This is a genomic window from Actinopolymorpha rutila (genome assembly GCF_013407855.1).
Classification (GTDB): Bacteria; Actinomycetota; Actinomycetes; order Propionibacteriales; family Actinopolymorphaceae; genus Actinopolymorpha; species Actinopolymorpha rutila.
Genome location: NZ_JACBZH010000001.1, coordinates 1,198,568 through 1,214,956, shown reverse-complemented (window position 1 = coordinate 1,214,956; position 16,389 = coordinate 1,198,568). Strand labels below are relative to the sequence as shown.

General features: G+C 70.5%; 11 protein-coding genes. 6 read left to right on the top strand and 5 right to left on the bottom strand.

The genetic code is table 11. From position 1 onward, the window contains the following. Positions 1-258 precede the first annotated feature (258 nt). The 3 genes from F4554_RS05345 to F4554_RS05335 are packed head-to-tail and all read left to right on the top strand — an operon-like array spanning position 259 to position 3,485. A complete protein-coding gene (locus F4554_RS05345) occupies positions 259-1,650 on the top strand; it encodes an extracellular solute-binding protein (protein ID WP_238341225.1) in 1,392 nt (463 codons plus the stop codon). After that, the gene (locus F4554_RS05340; protein ID WP_179786340.1) at positions 1,647-2,597 is read left to right on the top strand and encodes a carbohydrate ABC transporter permease; all 951 of its coding nucleotides are present in this window, start codon (positions 1,647-1,649) and stop codon (positions 2,595-2,597) included. The genes F4554_RS05345 and F4554_RS05340 overlap by 4 nt, the downstream gene beginning before the upstream one ends. Before the next feature lie 15 nt (positions 2,598-2,612). Further along, complete coding sequence (locus F4554_RS05335; protein WP_179786339.1) at positions 2,613-3,485, top strand: carbohydrate ABC transporter permease; 873 nt, start codon at positions 2,613-2,615, stop codon at positions 3,483-3,485. 393 nt (positions 3,486-3,878) lie between these two features. Here the strand turns inward: F4554_RS05335 and F4554_RS05330 are convergent, their stop codons facing one another. The 3 genes from F4554_RS05330 to F4554_RS05320 all read right to left on the bottom strand — a co-directional run bounded on the left by F4554_RS05330 (position 3,879) and on the right by F4554_RS05320 (position 6,405). Then, a complete protein-coding gene (locus F4554_RS05330; RefSeq protein ID WP_092657002.1) occupies positions 3,879-4,232 on the bottom strand; it encodes a response regulator transcription factor in 354 nt (117 codons plus the stop codon). A gap of 407 nt (positions 4,233-4,639) precedes the next feature. Next, positions 4,640-5,740, bottom strand: a complete 1,101-nt coding sequence (locus F4554_RS05325) for a Gfo/Idh/MocA family protein (RefSeq protein ID WP_179786338.1) — start codon at positions 5,738-5,740, stop codon at positions 4,640-4,642. Further along, complete coding sequence (locus F4554_RS05320; RefSeq protein ID WP_337795886.1) at positions 5,725-6,405, bottom strand: ThuA domain-containing protein; 681 nt, start codon at positions 6,403-6,405, stop codon at positions 5,725-5,727. Before F4554_RS05320 ends, F4554_RS05325 begins: the two co-directional genes overlap by 16 nt. Before the next feature lie 355 nt (positions 6,406-6,760). On the opposite strand from F4554_RS05320, the gene F4554_RS05315 reads away from it, so the two are divergent. Both F4554_RS05315 and F4554_RS05310 read left to right on the top strand, forming a co-directional pair. Continuing rightward, complete coding sequence (locus tag F4554_RS05315; protein ID WP_179786336.1) at positions 6,761-10,687, top strand: S8 family serine peptidase; 3,927 nt, start codon at positions 6,761-6,763, stop codon at positions 10,685-10,687. An 84-nt stretch (positions 10,688-10,771) separates the two neighbouring features. Further along, positions 10,772-11,650 carry a methylenetetrahydrofolate reductase gene (locus F4554_RS05310; RefSeq protein WP_179786335.1) on the top strand — a complete coding sequence of 293 codons (879 nt, stop codon included), beginning with the start codon at positions 10,772-10,774 and terminating at the stop codon, positions 11,648-11,650. Here F4554_RS05310 and F4554_RS05305 read toward each other — a convergent pair. Further along, on the bottom strand, positions 11,583-12,374 hold the full coding sequence (locus tag F4554_RS05305; protein WP_179786334.1) for an aminoglycoside 6-adenylyltransferase: 792 nt from the start codon (positions 12,372-12,374) through the stop codon (positions 11,583-11,585). The two genes, F4554_RS05310 and F4554_RS05305, sit on opposite strands and share 68 nt — an antisense overlap. Positions 12,375-12,687: 313 nt before the next feature. Between F4554_RS05305 and F4554_RS05300 the strand changes: the two genes are divergently transcribed. Beyond that, positions 12,688-12,999 carry a winged helix-turn-helix domain-containing protein gene (locus F4554_RS05300; RefSeq protein WP_330831710.1) on the top strand — a complete coding sequence of 104 codons (312 nt, stop codon included), beginning with the start codon at positions 12,688-12,690 and terminating at the stop codon, positions 12,997-12,999. Between the two features lie 106 nt (positions 13,000-13,105). Here F4554_RS05300 and F4554_RS05295 read toward each other — a convergent pair whose 3' ends face one another. Then, entirely contained in the window at positions 13,106-16,333 is a 3,228-nt protein-coding gene (locus F4554_RS05295) for a family 78 glycoside hydrolase catalytic domain (RefSeq protein ID WP_179786333.1), read from the bottom strand. Between the last annotated feature and the right edge of the window lie 56 nt (positions 16,334-16,389).

Below are 16,389 nucleotides of genomic sequence, written 5' to 3'. Positions count from 1 at the left end.
CAAGCCTTCCAGGCTGTCCGCCCAACCTTCGCGCCGAGCCGCTACCGGTCGCCGGACTGGCCGAACTCGGACACCGCTGGGCGGGGTTGGCGGTTTTCGGCGACCCTGGGTCCTCTCCACCAACCCCGGCGTGTTCGGCAGTGTGATCGACCCTTGCCAGATGCGGGGCTCGATGTCATCTTCTGGTGCTCACACGGGGTCAGCTAAGTGTGCGGAGCGCGACGATCAAGCGCGACGACCAGAAGGAGTGCGATGGTCATGCCGGCAGCACCCATCTCGCGCCGACGGGCGATCCAGGCCCTCGGCGGGCTTGGCCTGGGCGCGATGGGCCTCCTCACCGGGGGCTGCACGTTCACCAAGGGCACGCCGCCCATCACCGACGTCGGCCTGGACAAGAAGCCGGCACCGGGCCGGAAGGCCAACATCGAGGTCTACAGCGTCTGGGGTTCGACCGTCGGAGCGGGGATGGTCAACCTCGCGAAGAAGTTCGAGCAGGCCCAGCCCGACATCGGCGTACGCGTGACCTACGCGCCGGCCGGGATGGGCGGCGGTGCGGTCCAGCAGAAGCTGTTCACCGCCATCGCCGGCGGCAACCCACCCGACGTCGGTCAGCTCGTTCCGTCGCAGGCACCGCAGTGGGTCGAGCTCGGCATCATGACCGATCTCACCGACCGCTACCGCGCGGCCGGCCTCTCCCAGGACGACTTCTTCCCGCCGGTCTGGGAGAGCGTCACGTACAAGGACAGGGTCTGGCAGATGCAGTGGGACGCCGACCCGAACTTCCCGTTCTTCTGGAACAAACAGCTCTTCGAACAGTCCGGACTGGACCCGGAGAAGCCGCCGAAGACGTTGGACGAGGTGGACGAGTACTCCGCGAAGATCCTGAAGAAGTCCGGCGCCAACGTCACCAAGATCGGGATGATCCCCTGGGACTCCTACGGTTACTCCAACTCGCTGTTCACGTGGGGCTTCGGCTTCGGCGCGGAGTTCTACGACAAGGAACGCGAGGAGGTCACCCCCGACCACGAGTACGCCGTGAAGGCGCTGGAGTGGATCGTCAAGTACGCGCAGTCGGTGGGCGGCGCCGACCGGGTGACGGTGACCCCGCCGGGCCTGCAGCTGCACCCGTTCAGCACCGGCAACATCGGCATGGCTCCGTTGGTCGCACCGAACTACCGCGACATCAAGACCAACGTCAAGGACATGAAGATCGGCGCCGCACTGCTTCCCTTCGAGCCGCCCGGCGCGAAGGCACCCGGCGCCGGTGCCTGGATCGGCGGCTGGGGGATGTTCATCCCGGCGACCGCCCGGCACAAGGACGAGGCGTGGGAGTTCCTGCGCTGGGTCGGCGCCACCGACGAGGGCACCAAGGCCCAGTGGGAGACGATCGGGTTCCCGCCCGGCTATCGCAAGGCCGCGGTCCTCGCCGAGATCCGCGACGACCCGGTGATGGCACCGTTCTACGACGTCCTCACCACCGCCACCAACATCCGCCCGCCGGTGCCGGTGGCCGACTTCTACTTCACCCAGCTCGACGAGCAGATCAGCAACGCCGTGCTCGGGTTGAGCACACCCATCCAGGCCCTGCGCACCGTCAAGGAGAACGTCATGAGCGAGTGGGACAGGTTCCGGAAGGAGGTTCAGGCATGACCGCGACCTCGGCACCGCCGACACGGCCCGGCCGACGACCGAACACCAGGCGGCCCACCCGCACGCCCCAGCAGCGCCGCAACTTCTTCTGGGGCCTGGTCTTCACCTCACCGGCGATCATCGGGCTGCTGTGGTTCACCGCCTACCCTGTGCTGGTGTCGCTGTACTACAGCTTCACCTCGGCCACCATGATGAAGCCAGCGAGGTGGCTGGGACTCGGCAACTACCAGTCGCTGCTGTCGGACTCGACCTGGTGGGACTCGCTCGGCAACACGCTCTACTACATCGTGGTGAGCGTGCCGCTGGGCATCGTGGTGGCGTTGTTCCTCGCCATCCTGCTCAACCTGAACATCCGCGGTCAGTCGATCTACCGGGTGATCTTCTACCTGCCGGCGATCGTTCCTCTGGTGGCCTCGGCCGTGGTGTGGTTGTACGTCTTCAACCCGCAGTACGGCGTCTTCAACACCGTCCTCGGATGGTTCGGCATCACCGGCCCGGGCTGGCTGGCCAGCCCGGTGTGGGCGATGCCGGCACTGATCATCTTCAGCACCTGGGGCGCGGGCAACCTGATGATCATCCTGCTGGCGGGCCTGCAGGACGTGCCTCAGGACCTGCACGACCAGGCCAAGGTCGACGGCGCGGGGATGTTCCGGCGCTTCCGGCACGTGAGCCTGCCGTTCCTCAGCCCGCACCTGTTGTTCGCCCTGGTCACCGGCCTGATCGCGGGCTTCCAGTTCTTCACCCCGGTCTTCGTACTGACCAACGGCACCGGTGGGCCGGCGGGCAAGACGCTCGTGTCCGGGCTGTACCTGTACCAGAACGCGTTCCAGTTCTTCAAGGTCGGCTACGCGAGCGCGATCGCCTGGGTGCTGTTCATCATCGTCGGCCTGGGAACCGCGCTCGTCTTCCGCTTGGTCGGCCGGCGCGTCTACTACGGCGGAGCATAGGAGGGCCTGGAGAAGATGGCTGTCGCACAACGCACCGCCCTCCCCGCTCAACGCGGCACAGGGTGGAACAAGCTCGCCGAGAAGATCGTCGCGCACGCGCTCCTGATCGTGGTCAGCGTGATCTTCATGGTGCCGTTCTTCTGGATGGTCTCCGGCTCACTGAAGACCGGCGTCGACCTGAACGCCTTTCCGGTGGTGTGGTTTCCCAAGACGCTGACGATGGAGAACTACATCGCCGGGCTGCAGGTGTTCCCGTTCGCCCGCTACCTGTTCAACACGCTGGTGATCTGCGCGTTCTCCATGCTCGGCGCGGCGCTGTCGAGCTCGTTCGTGGCGTACGGGCTGTCGCGGATCGAGTGGCGGTGGCGCACACCGTTGTTCGTGGTGATCCTCTCCACGATGATGATCCCGTTCTACGTCACGATGGTGCCGCTGTTCACGATGTTCCGTGCGATCGGGTGGACCGACACCTATCTACCGTTGATCGTTCCGCACTTCTTCGGCGTGCCGTTCTACATCTTCCTGCTCCGGCAGTTCTTCATGAGCATCCCGAAGGAGATGTCGGAGTCGGCCCGCATGGACGGCGCCAACGAGCTGGTCATCTACTGGCGGATCATCCTGCCGCTCGCCAAGCCCGCCTTGGCAGCGGTGGCGTTGTTCCAGTTCCTCACGTCCTGGAACGACCTCCTGGGCCCGCTGATCTACCTCAGCAACGCCGACCACTACACGCTCTCGCTCGGACTGACCTTCTTCAGCAGCGAGTACAGCTCGCAGTTCGGTCCGCTGATGGCGGCCAGCACGGTGGTGGTGATCCCGGTGATCGTGGTGTTCTTCTTCGCCCAGCGCACGTTCATCCAGGGCATCACCCTCACCGGCGTCAAGGGCTGACCGCGGCCGGCGTCGAGCCTCGTCAACCCGAACCTGCCACAAACTGAAGAGCCAGAACCCCAGCAGGAACCACGACCGCCCGGCCGAGACCATTCGGCCGGGCGTTCGCGTTGCACTTTTCGTCACGCTCGGTGGTAATTCCCGCCGGATTCTCGGCTCACCACGCCGATCACAAGCTGGTAACGATCCCACATCCACCGTCCACCATTCTGGAAACCGCTCTCCGAGCACGAGCTCCACCCACAGGCTCCGCCCACAAAAAAGCCGTTGGGCGGGTGCCGGTACGACACCCGCCCAACGGGAGGTTCAGTAGGCGACCGACAGGCCGAGCGCTTCGTTGCGCTGCGACTCACCGGCGCGGGGGAAGGCTGCTTCGAACCCTGCTGGGGGTTCTTAGATCAGCCCGTTCCTCGCGGCCCAAGCGACGACCTGAATTGGCGCCCGAGCACCGAGTCGGTCGCAGAGCGCCCGCGAACGCCGGCGCACCGTCCGATCGGAAAGCGCTAGCCGACGCGCGATGGCTTCCACCGGAAGCCCGTCGGCCAGCAGTGCCAGGAGCCTGATCTCGTCGTCGGTCACGCGGCGCCTTAGGTCGGTCGTCGTCGTGACGTGACTTGGAACGTGACTCGGAACATGACTGGGAACATTGTGATGCGTCGTGGTGACAGCTGGCGCACTGTAGATGCCCTCATTGGCGACACCAGCCGGTCGAAGAGCCCTCACTACGCCATGGCTGAGATCTGACATGCCCATCCGCCTTCGCGTTGACCCCGTACCCTGCGTTCGCGTTAACCCCGTGTTAAAAGAAGCGGCCTGAGTCGTTTCAATGTCCACCTAAGGTACGGGGGCGGCCCCGCCTAGTCAACGGTCGGACGCACGCTGTTCCCGACTACTTCCCGCTATCAATAAACGCTTCGTGAGCAGCCCAACTCGCGTTGTGACATTGCGTTCGTTTCCTACAGGTAACGCCGACCACGCTACGCCGACACCGTCCGATGACTGCCGTTTCACGCCCGGTGACCTTGACGCGTAACCGCCGTGAAATCAGTGGCCCATCCACTTCCGGAAACGGACACCGGAAAGCGAACGGCCCCCACACCGTGCGGTGTGGGGGCCGTTCGTGACGTCGTGCGTCGAACGCTTCAGGCCACGTCTCAGGCCACGTCGGGGGTCGCACCCTCTGGTACGGCCGCCGGCCGCTCCACCGTGCTGTCCACCTCGACCGGAGCGCCGCCCTGGGCGCCGGACTCCAGCAGCGACTCCATCACGTCGAGCACGTGGAAGGCGAGCTCGCCGCTGGCCCGGTGCGGGCCACCGTCGCGGATCGCCCGCGCCATGTCGCCCAGGCCGTAACCACGACCGGAGTCGGCGTACCCACCGGCCACCTTCGCCGCCGACCACTCGCGGCTGCCCGGCTTGAACACCTCGACGTCACCGGCGAAGCCGTTCGGGTCGGGCACGGACAGCGAGCCTTCGCTGCCGTAGACCTCGATGCGGGGCAGCTTGGCGCCCCACACGTCGAAGCTGGTGACGATCGAGGTGAGGACTCCGGACTCGTGCTCGAGGACGCCGGTCACGTGCGTGTCCACCTCGACGGAGAACGTCGTACCCTCCTTCGGCCCGCTGCCGACGGTGCGTTCCTGCTTGGCCCGGCCGACCCGCCCGGTCACCCGGGCGATCGGCCCGAGCAGGTTGATCAACGCACTGAGGTAGTAGGGGCCCATGTCGAGCAGGGGGCCGCCGCCCGGCTTGTAGTAGAACTCCGGGTCCGGGTGCCACGGCTCGGGGCCGGGGCTGACGAAGAACGCGGTCGCCGCGGTCGGCGCACCGATGTCGCCGCGGTCGAGCAGGGCCCGGGCGGTCTGCGTACCGGTGCCGAGCACGGTGTCGGGCGCGCAGCCGATCCGCAGGCCGGCCTGGGCGGCGACGTCGAGCAGCGGCCGGGCCTCCTGCCGGGTGGCGGCCAGCGGCTTCTCGCCGTAGACGTGCTTGCCCGCACCGAGCGCGGCCAGCGCCACCGAGGCGTGCGCGGCCGGGATGGTGAGGTTGAGAACGGCCTCCACCTCGTCGTCGGCGTACAGCTCGTCGGGTGTCAGCGCCCGCACGCCGTACTTTTCGCCGGCGGCCTTGGCCCGCGAGATGTCCAGGTCGGCGGCGGCCACGACCTCGGTGCCCGGCAGCTTCGCCAGGTGCTCGAAGTACGTCCTGCTGATCGTGCCGGTGCCGACGACGCCAACCTTCAGCGGCTCGCCCATAGCAATCCTCTCTCGATGATCGTGCGGACCTCGGGGGTGTCGAGGTCGTCAAGCTTGTGACCGACCGTACAGACGAAGACCCGGCCCGAACCCCAGGGCTTGGTCCACACGGCCGGCATGGTCGCGCCGTCGATCCAGGGGTAGTCCGGGTGCGCGGCGAAGGTCGTGGACGCGAGCACGTCGATGCTCGGGTCCGCGTGTACGTAGTACTGCTCGGTGTGCACGGCGAACCGGTCGACACCCGCGACGATCGGGTGGTCGGCGCGCTCGGGAAGCACCTTGACGTCGTAGTCGACGAAGCCGCCCGGGTGGCAGATGAACTGCCCGCCCACCATGAAGTTGTACTCGAGGTCGGCGCGGAAGGCGTCGGCGATGCCGCCGTGCCAGCCGGCGAGCCCGGTGCCCGATCGCACGGCCGTGTCCAGGCCCTTGCTCTGCTCGGGGGTGATCTGACCCATGGTCCAGCACTGCACGACCAGGTCAGTCGAGGCGAGCAGGTCGGCGTCGAGGTAGGAGTCCAGGGTGTCGGAGACCTCCACGGTGTAACCGCTCTCCCGCAGGAACGGGACGAAGCGGTCGGTTGCCTCCACGGGCACGTGGCCATCCCAGCCTCCGCGAACGACCAGCGCGCGGCGCGATCCGGCGGGACCCTGCGATGTTGTCACGGGCGTCAGCTCCTCCTGTGCGAGCCCAAAAGCGAGGGCTCGACGGTATGGCGCGCGGTCACGCAGGGCAACGCCGCCCCCCTGCACGTTCAGCATGTGAGAACCGCCCCCGCACGGGGTGTCCGGAGCTCGCCAGCGGCCGATCCCGTTGTGGCGTTGGCGGCAGGCGCCCGACGGAGCCTCGCGAGGTGCCGCGTGGCTGAAATGTGCCAGCCTGCCGCCGCACGGTTTACGACTGCGGGTGAGCGCGGCCATACTCCCCGTTGACCGGACCGCCGGCCGGTCTCGGGGGGTCGCGGCCCGGTCGGATCGCGACGCGGTTTCCGGCGGGACGTCGACGTCTCCGGGAGCCTCCATGCGTACTCGCGTGTCCGCCGCCCTGGTCGCGGTGTGCGCACTTCTCACCACCCTGCTCTCTCCCGGCGTTCTGCTCTCCCCCGCCGTCGCCGGTGCGGCGCCGCCGAACTCCGGCGGTGGTGGCCAGGCCGGCGGTGGCGGCGAAGCCGGCGCGGGTGCCGGCCCGCGGTCCCCGTCGGCGGTGGTCACCCTGGTCACCGGTGACGTCGTACGCCTGGACACCGCACGCGGGCAGGACACCGCGACGCTCGTACGCCCGGCGACGGGCGGTGCAGCGGGCGGCGCGGCGGGCTACCACTCCTACACCGACCCGGCCGGTGACGCCCACTTCGTTCCCGAGGCCGCCCGGCCGCTGGTCGGCACCGGGCGGCTGGACCCGGCCTTGTTCGACGTCTCCGCTCTGGTGCGCCAGGGCTACGACGACGCGCACGCGTCCGCGCTGCCGCTGATCCTCAGCTATCCCACCGCGACCGCGTTGTCGCGGGCGGCCACGCCGTCGGCGGCCAGGTCGACGGCCCGGCTGGACGCGGCCCACGCCGGTGCGGTGTCCGTACGCAAGCAGGACGCCGCGGGCTTCTGGTCCGGACTCACCGGAGCTCCCGCGAACGCCCGGCGTCCTGGCCCCACAGGCGCGGCCACCGCGCTGACCGGCGGCGTCCGCAGGGTGTGGCTGGACGCGAAGGTGCGGGCGAGCCTGGACCAGAGCGTCCCGCAGATCGGCGCACCGGCGGCCTGGCAACGCGGCCTTGACGGCTCGGGCGTCGAAGTGGCGGTCCTCGACACCGGCATCGACGCCACCCATCCCGACTTCGCCGGACGGATCGAGGCGACCCGCGACTTCAGCGGAAAGGGCAACGTCGTCGACGGGGCCGGGCACGGTACCCACGTCGCGTCCACCGTGCTCGGGTCGGGTGCCGCCTCGGACGGCCGCTACCGCGGCGTCGCGCCCGGCGCTCACCTGCTGGTGGGCAAGGTGCTCGGCGACGACGGCTCCGGCTCGATGTCGCAGGTGATCGAGGGCATGCAGTGGGCGGCGAGCGAGGGCGCCGACATCGTGAACCTCAGCCTGGGTGGCGATCCGTCCCGCGGCGACGACCCGGTGAGCCAGGCGCTGGACGACCTGTCCGGCAGGTACGGCACGTTGTTCGTGGTCGCGGCGGGCAACTTCAACCCGTACCAACCGGACAGCAAGTTCGTGACCTCGCCCGGTGCGGCCGACGACGCGCTCACCGTCGGCGCCGTGTCCAAGCAGGACCGGATGTACACCGGCTCACGCCGGGGACGGCTCGGCGACACCGCGGTCAAGCCGGAGGTGGTCGCGCCAGGTGTGAGCATCACCGCCGCGCAGGCCGCCGGCACCGGCGACGGCGGGCCGTACACCACGATGACCGGCACCTCGATGGCGACGCCGCACGTCGCCGGGGCCGCCGCACTGTTGCTGCAGGAGCATCCCGGCTGGACGCCGGCCGATGTCAAGGCCGCCTTGACATCGACGGCCGTACGTGTCAACGGCGCGACGGTCGTCGACCAGGGTGCCGGCCGGATCGACGTCGACCGCGCCACCCGGCAGCAGGTCCGGGTCGACCAGGGCACCTTCGACGCGGGCTACTTCGCCCGGCCGTACGACGAGTCGGCGATGGTCGTCAAGAAGACCTTGACATACCGCAACGACGGCAAGGGGCCGGTCACCCTGCACCTGTCCACCACGCTGACCGACCAGCGAGGGCAGCCTGCCGACGCCTCCGGCCTCACCGTCACGCCGGCGCAGCTGACCCTGCCGGCCGGTGGGTCCGGCCAGGCCACCGCGACCGTGGACGCCCGCACGATCGAGGCGAGCACCTACACCGGCGGGGTGGTCGCCACCGCCGCGGCGGACCCCGACGGCGCCGACCTGACGATTCGTACCACCGTCGGCTTCTACAAGCAGGACGACACGGTGGACATCTCGGTGAAGGCGCTGGACCGGCACGGACGTCCGGCCTACGCCACGCTGCGGATGGCGCCGTACCGCAAGGAGGACTTCGACGGGCGCTACTACCCCGACTACTTCTACCTCGACCCGGGCGAGACCGAGCAGCTTCGGCGGGTGCCCGAGGGTGACTACAACCTCTGGGCCGACATCCTCACCTTCGACGAGTCCGGGCGGTACGTCGAGGAGCACAGCGTCGTCAGCATCCCGCGGGTACACGCGTACGCGCCGAACTTCGCGATCGTCCTCGACGCCCGCAAGGCCGAGCCGGTGCGACTGGCCACGCCACGAGCGTCGACCGTCCGGTCGCTGGCGCTGTCGTGGTGGCGGGGCACACCCGGAACGCCGTACCGCAGCTTCGACGCCCTCGGCGTCATGGTCGGCGACGGCTCACCGGAGAAGGTGTCGGTGGCCGGCACCGACCGGGTGGACGACGCGCCGTTCGTGGTGACCACCGCCTTCGACGCCGGACCGTCAGTGCTCACCGCGCGGATCGTCGGCGGCGCGCGCCCACCGGGCAACGGCGTCCTGCACCCGGTCTGGGAGGGCGGGCCGCCGATCGACGGCACGGCGCTGATGGCCGCCGCGGACGCGGGAACCGCGAGCCCGGACGACCTGGCCGGGGCCGACCTGCGCGGCAGGCTCGCCGTGGTCCGGGAGAGCGCCGACCTGCCGTACTCCGACCAGGTTTCCGCCGTGGTGGCGAAGGGTGCGCGGGCGGTCCTGCTCACCTCGGCCGAGCCTGGTGTGTTCTGGCCGGCCGTCGGCGGCCCGGTGCCGGTGCTGGCGGCACCGAAGTCCGACGGTGACGCGCTGGTCGCCGCTCTGCGTGGCGGCTCGGCTTCGGTGCGGTTCGTGGGCGAGCCGGTCGCGCCGTACTCCTACGACGTCGCCTTCGTGGAGCAGGGGCAGGTCCCACGGCAGCTCACCTACGCCGTCCGCCCGGGCGACGTCGCGCAGGTCGACGTACGCCTGCACACCACCGGCACCGGCGAACGCGGCTGGCGCCTGCACAACTTCGTCGCCGCGGCCTGTGGGTGCGGATCGACCCTGGTGGCCGACTACCTGCCCGCGCTCGGCCACACCAGGACCGAGTACGTCACGGCACGCACGGACGTGGGCGTCCAGCCCAGTTGGCAGTACCTCTACGACAACCCCGGCGACGTGATGTACACCCGGGACCTGCCGGCCTACCAGCCCGGACAGCGCACCGGCGAGGACTGGCTGGCCGCGCCGTTCTCCCCCGGACCTGCCAACTCCGAGTTGACACTGAGCGGCGCGCGGCGGGCGAGCACACGGTTCGGCGACACACTGACCTACGACGTCGCACCCTGGACCGACTCGGCCGGGCACTGGACGCCGTCGCTGGCGCCGGCGACCTCCCAGAGCCGGCTCTACCGGGACGGCACGCTGATCGCCTCCAGCGACTTCGGGTTGCGGGGTTCGGCGCAGGTGCCGGCCGCCGCGTCGAGCTACCGGCTGGAGACCGAGGTCGAACACGACGGAACGGTCTTCGGCCTGTCCACCCACACCCGCTCGGCCTGGACGTTCCGCTCCGCCGGCAACGGCGGCCAGTACGTCCTGCCGCTGGTCGACGTCGACTACACCGGCGTGGTGGAGGTGGGCAGCGACCGACCGGCGCTCGACCTCACCAACACCGCGGCCGACGACCGCGACGTCTCGCTCCGGCTTCGGGTGGGACACCAGCTCGGGTCCGTCGCGCCGTCGGTGCGGTCGGTCGCGGTCCAGGTCTCCTTCGACGAGGGCGCGACCTGGCGGCAGGCGACCGTGCGGCCCGCACTGGGTGACGGCGACGCCGCCGGCTTCACCGCGACCTACCACCACCCCCGGGTACGGGGTGCGGGTTCGGTGTCGCTGCGGGTCACCGCCGACGACGGGGCGGGCGGCAGCGTGGACCAGACGCTGGTCCGGGCGTACCACCTGGCCCATCGCTGAGCACTGGAACCGGCACCGGGCGGCGAGCACCGGCGGTGGGCACGGGCGGGGAGCCCAGGGTGAGCGGGGGCCTAAGGTGAGCGGATGCCCGCTCCCGCGTTCGAGGTCGTCTGCGAGGTCGAGCCGCCCGCGCGGCCGGACCTCGCCCACGTCCGCCGGCAGATAGATGTGCTGGGTCCGGTCGCCGACGCGTTCCTCGCGCCGGACAACCATCTCGGCCGGGCGACGATCTCCAGCGTCGCCGTCGCGCACGAGATCCAGCGCGCCGGCGGCCGCGGGCTGGCCTGCCTGAACGCCCGGGACCGCAACCTGCTCGGCCTGCGCCGCGACCTGCTCACCGCCGCGGCGTACGGCGTCGAGCGGTTCGTGTTCGTGTACGGCGACAAACCCACCTCCGGCAACCGGACCGGCGACCTGACGGTGCGCGCCATGCTGGAGGAGGTGCGGCGGTTCGCCGAGGAGCCGGAGCTACGGGCCGGCGGGTTCCGCGCAGGCGTCGCCGCCGGGCCGGGCCCGCTGCCGGCGTGGAAGCGGGCGGCGGACTTCGTGTTCGCGCAGGTGGGTTTCGACGTGGCCGAGCAGGTGCGCTGGCGGGAGGCGCACGGGCCGGACTGCCCGGTGTACGCCGGGGTGCTTGTGCTCTCCAGCGAGGCGATGGCCCGCCGGCTCGCGGCGAGCATCCCCGACCTCGACATCCCCGAGGAGCTGATCCGCCGGGTCGGGCAGGACCGTCAGGCCGGCGTCGAGGCGGCGTGCGAACAGGTCGAGCGGATCCGGGACAGCGGCGCCTTCGACGGCGTGCACCTCGTCACCGGCGTGCGCTTCCGCCCGATGGCCGAGGAGCTCACGCGGCGCGGATTCGGGAAATCCGGGAGCTCGGGCCTGACGGAGGGCGTCAGAGCCGGGCGGAGACCGGCCCTTCCACAAGACAGCGGTCCCGGGCCCGGTCCAGCAGCACGGTGAGCCCCGACCAGTCGGGCACGTAGTCGGGCCACACCCGCGCGGCGAGGTCGTCGAAGAGGCCCGCCGAGGCGTCCACCAGGTCGAGCACGCTGTCCCGGCCGGAGTCCTGCTCGGGCATCAGGTCGAGGACGTGGTCCCAGACCTCGTTGCCGGCCCCGCCGAACCGGTGGTGCGCGGTCTTCTCCGCCCGGTCGCGCAGGAGCATGGCGAGGACCAGGCACAGCCGCGGCAGCTCGAGCGCGAGGTGGCCGCCGATCAGCAGGTCGTCACGGGCGTCCTTGACCACGGCGAGCGCGGCGGTGAACCGGAACTGGTGCACCAGGGCGGGCAGCTCCGCCTCGTCCGAACCGGCACCCGCGTGGGCCACGCGATCCGCGTCGGTCACGGTCAGGTCGATCCGCCGCCGGTCGGCCGGCAGCACGTCCGGGTCGTCGACGGCACTGAGGTCGACCCGCCGCCCGTCACGGAACACCGCCCGGACCAGTGCGCCGCCGTCCCGGTCGGCGCACTGGAAGGTCCAGATCGGGCCCAGGAACGCGAGCCAGTCCGGTGCCGCGATCTTGTGCGGGTCCTCACCGGAGACCACCAGGCCGACGTCGAGGTCGCTCCACTCGTCGAGGTCACCACTCGCCCCCGAGCCGTACACCCAGGCCTGGGTGACCGAGCGGTCCGCCGCGGCCGCCGCGGCGATGTCGTTCAGCGCGTCCGAATGCCAGCTGCGCATGAGCGCGCCTCCTTGTCGTCGTACTCCGCCCGCCGCCGGGGCAGGCCCAGGACACCTACTCGCTTCGGGCGTCGCCGCGATGTCCTGGCGTGCCGACGTCTTCGCGCAGCGTTACGACGCGCCGTCGCCACGGGTCGGTTCCCATCCTGCCCAGGCCGTTTCCGGGCGTACCGACCGGGGACGTCCCGTTTCGGCGGGTCCTGCTTGCGGAAACCTTCCCTGCTCTTGGACTAAATCACAGGTCGCTCTCAGGTTGACCGGCGAAGCTCCCGGCGTAGCCAGCCGCCCAGATTCCGACCCCTGAGGACCGCCGGTGTTGACCTACTGTGACCTGGAACTCGACGAGCACGCCCACGAGGTTCGCCGCAGCGGCGTCAGCGTCAGGCTCTCCCCCACCGAGTTCAACCTGCTCCGCTACCTGCTGATCAACGCGGAGAAGGTGGTGAGCAAGACCCAGATCCTGGACCGGGTGTGGGACTACCAGGCAGGCGGAGACAGCCGCATCGTCGAGTCCTACATCAGTTACCTGCGCCGCAAGATCGACAAGCAGGACCCGCCGCTGATCCACACCGTGCGCGGCGTGGGTTACACGCTGCGCCGGCCCCGGGGCGCTGCCGTCCGCTGACCGTGCCCTGACCGTGCACTGACCGGGGTGGGCGCCCAGGTCGTCCGGAAGCGCGGGGCGCCCACTCCGGCCGGTGCGCGGTCGGCCGATCTCCGTCGCGGGTTCTTCAGGTCGTGGCCGGCACCTGGAAGGTGTACGAGCCCGACCCCACCCGGACCAGCGTCTCCGCGCCGTCGGTGCTCCGCTCCACCGCCACGCCGTCCGCCGCGGCGAGCGGCCCACCGCCCTCGGTCACCCCGGACGCGTCCGCCGTCGGCAGCCAGACCTCGCCGATGACGTTCGGGGGCAGCGTGACCTCGAGGGTGAACGCTCCCTCCGGCGTCTGCCGCCAGCGCGTCGACACCTTGCCGTACGGCGTCCGCAGGGACGCCCGTGCCCAGCTGACGTCGCCGCCGGCTCGCGGCCGGACCACCACCGTCCGGTAGCCCGGCTCGCCGGGCGCGATCCCGCCGAGCGTCTGGTAGATCCACTCCCCGACCGCGCCGTAGGCGTAGTGGTTGAACGACGTCATGCCCGGGTCCTGGAAGCCGCGCGAGTCGCTCCATGAGTCCCAGCGCTCCCACATCGTGGTGGCGTCGCCGTGCACGACGGGGTAGAGCCAGGACGGGAAGGTGTCCTGGGTGAGCAGCCGGAACGCGACGTCCTCGAAGCCGAACCGCGACAGCACCGGCAGCAGGTAGGGAGTGCCCAGGAAGCCGGTGGCGAGATGCCAGTTGCGGGAGGCGATCTCCTCCACCAGGTGCCGCGCGGCCTGCGGCTCCTCCGCGGGTTCGAGCAGCCCGAAGTGCAACGCGAGCACGTACGACGTCTGGGTGCCGGACTCCACCCGCCCGCCGCCGCGCACGTAGCGGGCCCGGAACGCCGCCCGCACCTGCTCGTACAGCTTCTCCCACCGGGCAGCCTCGTCGGCTCGGTCGAGCTCGGCGGCCAGCCGACCGGCGACCCGGGCGGCGTAGGCGAAGAACGCGGTGGCCACCAGGTCGGCCGGGGTCGGCGTCGGCGCCAGCCAGTCCGCGAACCCCTCGGCCGGCCGCACCAGGTCTGTGCTGTGCGACTCGAGGTAGTCCAGCCAGGAACCGACCGCGGCGAGGTTCTCCTCGACCACCCGGTGGTCGCCGTACGCACGCAGCAGCTCCCACGGAACGATCTCGACCGCGTCGCCCCATCCGGCGGCACCCGCGGCCGCGCGCCCGTCGCCGCCCATCAGGAACGACTGTGACGACAGCACGTCCGGCGCGACGTGGGGCACGCCGCCGTCGGGCTGCTGGCCGTCGCGCAGGTCGCGCAGCCACTTGCGCAGGAACGAACGGACGTCGTAGTTGTACGCCGCGGTGGAGGCGAAGACCTGCGCGTCACCGGTCCAGCCGAGCCGCTCGTCCCGCTGCGGGCAGTCGGTAGGAACGCTGAGGAAGTTGCCGCGCTGCCCCCAGACGATGTTGTGCTGCAGCTGGTTGAGCCGTGGGTCGGAACACTCGAACGTGCCGATCTGCTCCATGTCGGCGAACACGACCTTCGCCTGCACGTCGGCCGGGTCGAGGTCGCCAGGCAGCCCGACTATCTCGGCGTACCGGAAACCGTGCACCGTGAAGCGGGGTTCGAACACCTCGCCGTCGGCGTCGCCGCGCAGGAAATATTCGTCGGTGGCCCGGGCCTCGCGCAGCGCCTCGACGTAGAGCTCGCCGCGGTGGTCGAGCACCTCCGCGTGCCGCAGCTGCAGCCTGGTGCCCGCCTGCCCGCGTACGCGCAACCGGACCCAGCCGACGAGGTTCTGGCCGAAGTCGACCAGGTGCACCCCGGGCCGGGGCGAGGTGACGGTGACCGCGGGCAAGGTCTCCTTGACACGGATCGGCGGGGCGACCTCGGCTTCGAGCGGACCGTGCGTGGGCGAGCCGGCGACCGCGTTCGGCCAGGCGGAGTCGTCGAAGCCGGGCAGGTCCCAGCCGGCCGGCTCCAACCGGGCGTCGACGACCTCGCCGTTCTGCAGGTCGGCGTACCTCGTCGCACCTTCACCAACTCGCCAGGACTCGTCGGTGGCCACGACGGTGCGCGTGCCGTCGGTGTGCTCGACCTCGAGCCGGGCGCGGAAGGCACGGTGCCGGCCGTAGTGGAACGGACCGAACCAGCAGACGTTGCCGGTGTACCACCCGTCGGCGAGCACGCCCGCGAGGACGTTGTCGCCGGACCGAACCAGGTCGGTCACGTCGTAGGTCTGGTACGGCACGCGTCGGGCGTAGTCGGTCCAGCCCGGCGCGAACCGGCGGTCGCCCACCCGCTCGCCGTTCAGCCGCGCTTCGTACACCCCGAGCGCGGTGGCGTAGAGACGGGCGCGGCGAACGGGTGCGCCGGTCCGGAACTCCTTGCGCAGGTAGGGACTTGGGCGGTAGCTGAGGGGTGAACGACCGTGCGGCGCGACGCCGTGCAGGCCGAACGCCTGGGCCAGCTGCCAGCCCGAGTCGTCGCTGTCGGCCGTCTCCCAGCCGTCGCCGGCGGCCGGGGAGCACTGCCAGCTGTCGTCGCTGGTCACCACGACGTGCTTGTCGCCGGACTCGAGGTCGAGCCGCACCACCAACCCCGGCGTGCCATCGGGGCCTGCGTCTGCTGTCGGGTTGCCCACGACCTCGACCGCGAGAACGTTCGTGCCCGTACGGATCGTGTCGACCGCGATCGGGCTGCCGTCAGCGGCGACCTCGCGTCCGTTGCAGTGGACTCGGACCCTGGCCTCCTCCGCGTCGGCCAGCAGTCGTACCCGCTCGGCACCGAACCCGGCCGGCACCTCGAACCGCGTCCTGAAGTAGCCGGTGCGCGCGGCCGCGGACAGGTCGCCGGGAAGCCACACGCGTTCGATCCGGTGCGGCCGGCCGGCGTAGTCCAGTGACACCGCGTCGGCGAGGCCGTCCTCACCGGGCGCGCCGATCCACCGCGTGCCGACGCCGTCCGCCTGCCAGTCGGCCTCGGCCAGCAAGCCCATCTCGAACTCCGCCGGCTCGCTCCATCCCGAGTCACGCCCGGCTTCGTCGGTCACCCGCACCGCCCAGGCGTAGCGCTCACGAGCGGCCAGTACCGGACCGGCGTACGCCACGCCGGTCGACCGGGCCGAGATCACCTCACCGGAGTCCCACACGACCGCCGGGTGCGCGTCGGCACCATCCGCGAGGGGTTCCGTTCCGGCCGCGGCCGGGAAAAGCCGGACGCGGTAAGCGCGCTGCGCTCTGCTCCGGCCGTTTCCGGTCAGTTCCCAGGCCAGAAGCGGCGTGGGCTCGTCCAGGCCAAGGGGGGATTTCGCGGTTTCTGTCCGAAGATCGTACGGCCGAAGCGGTCCGGTGGTTTCGTTCACGTCACAGTCCGTCCGTTGAATTGGGCGGTGAAACCTTTCAAGATTCGCGCGAGTGA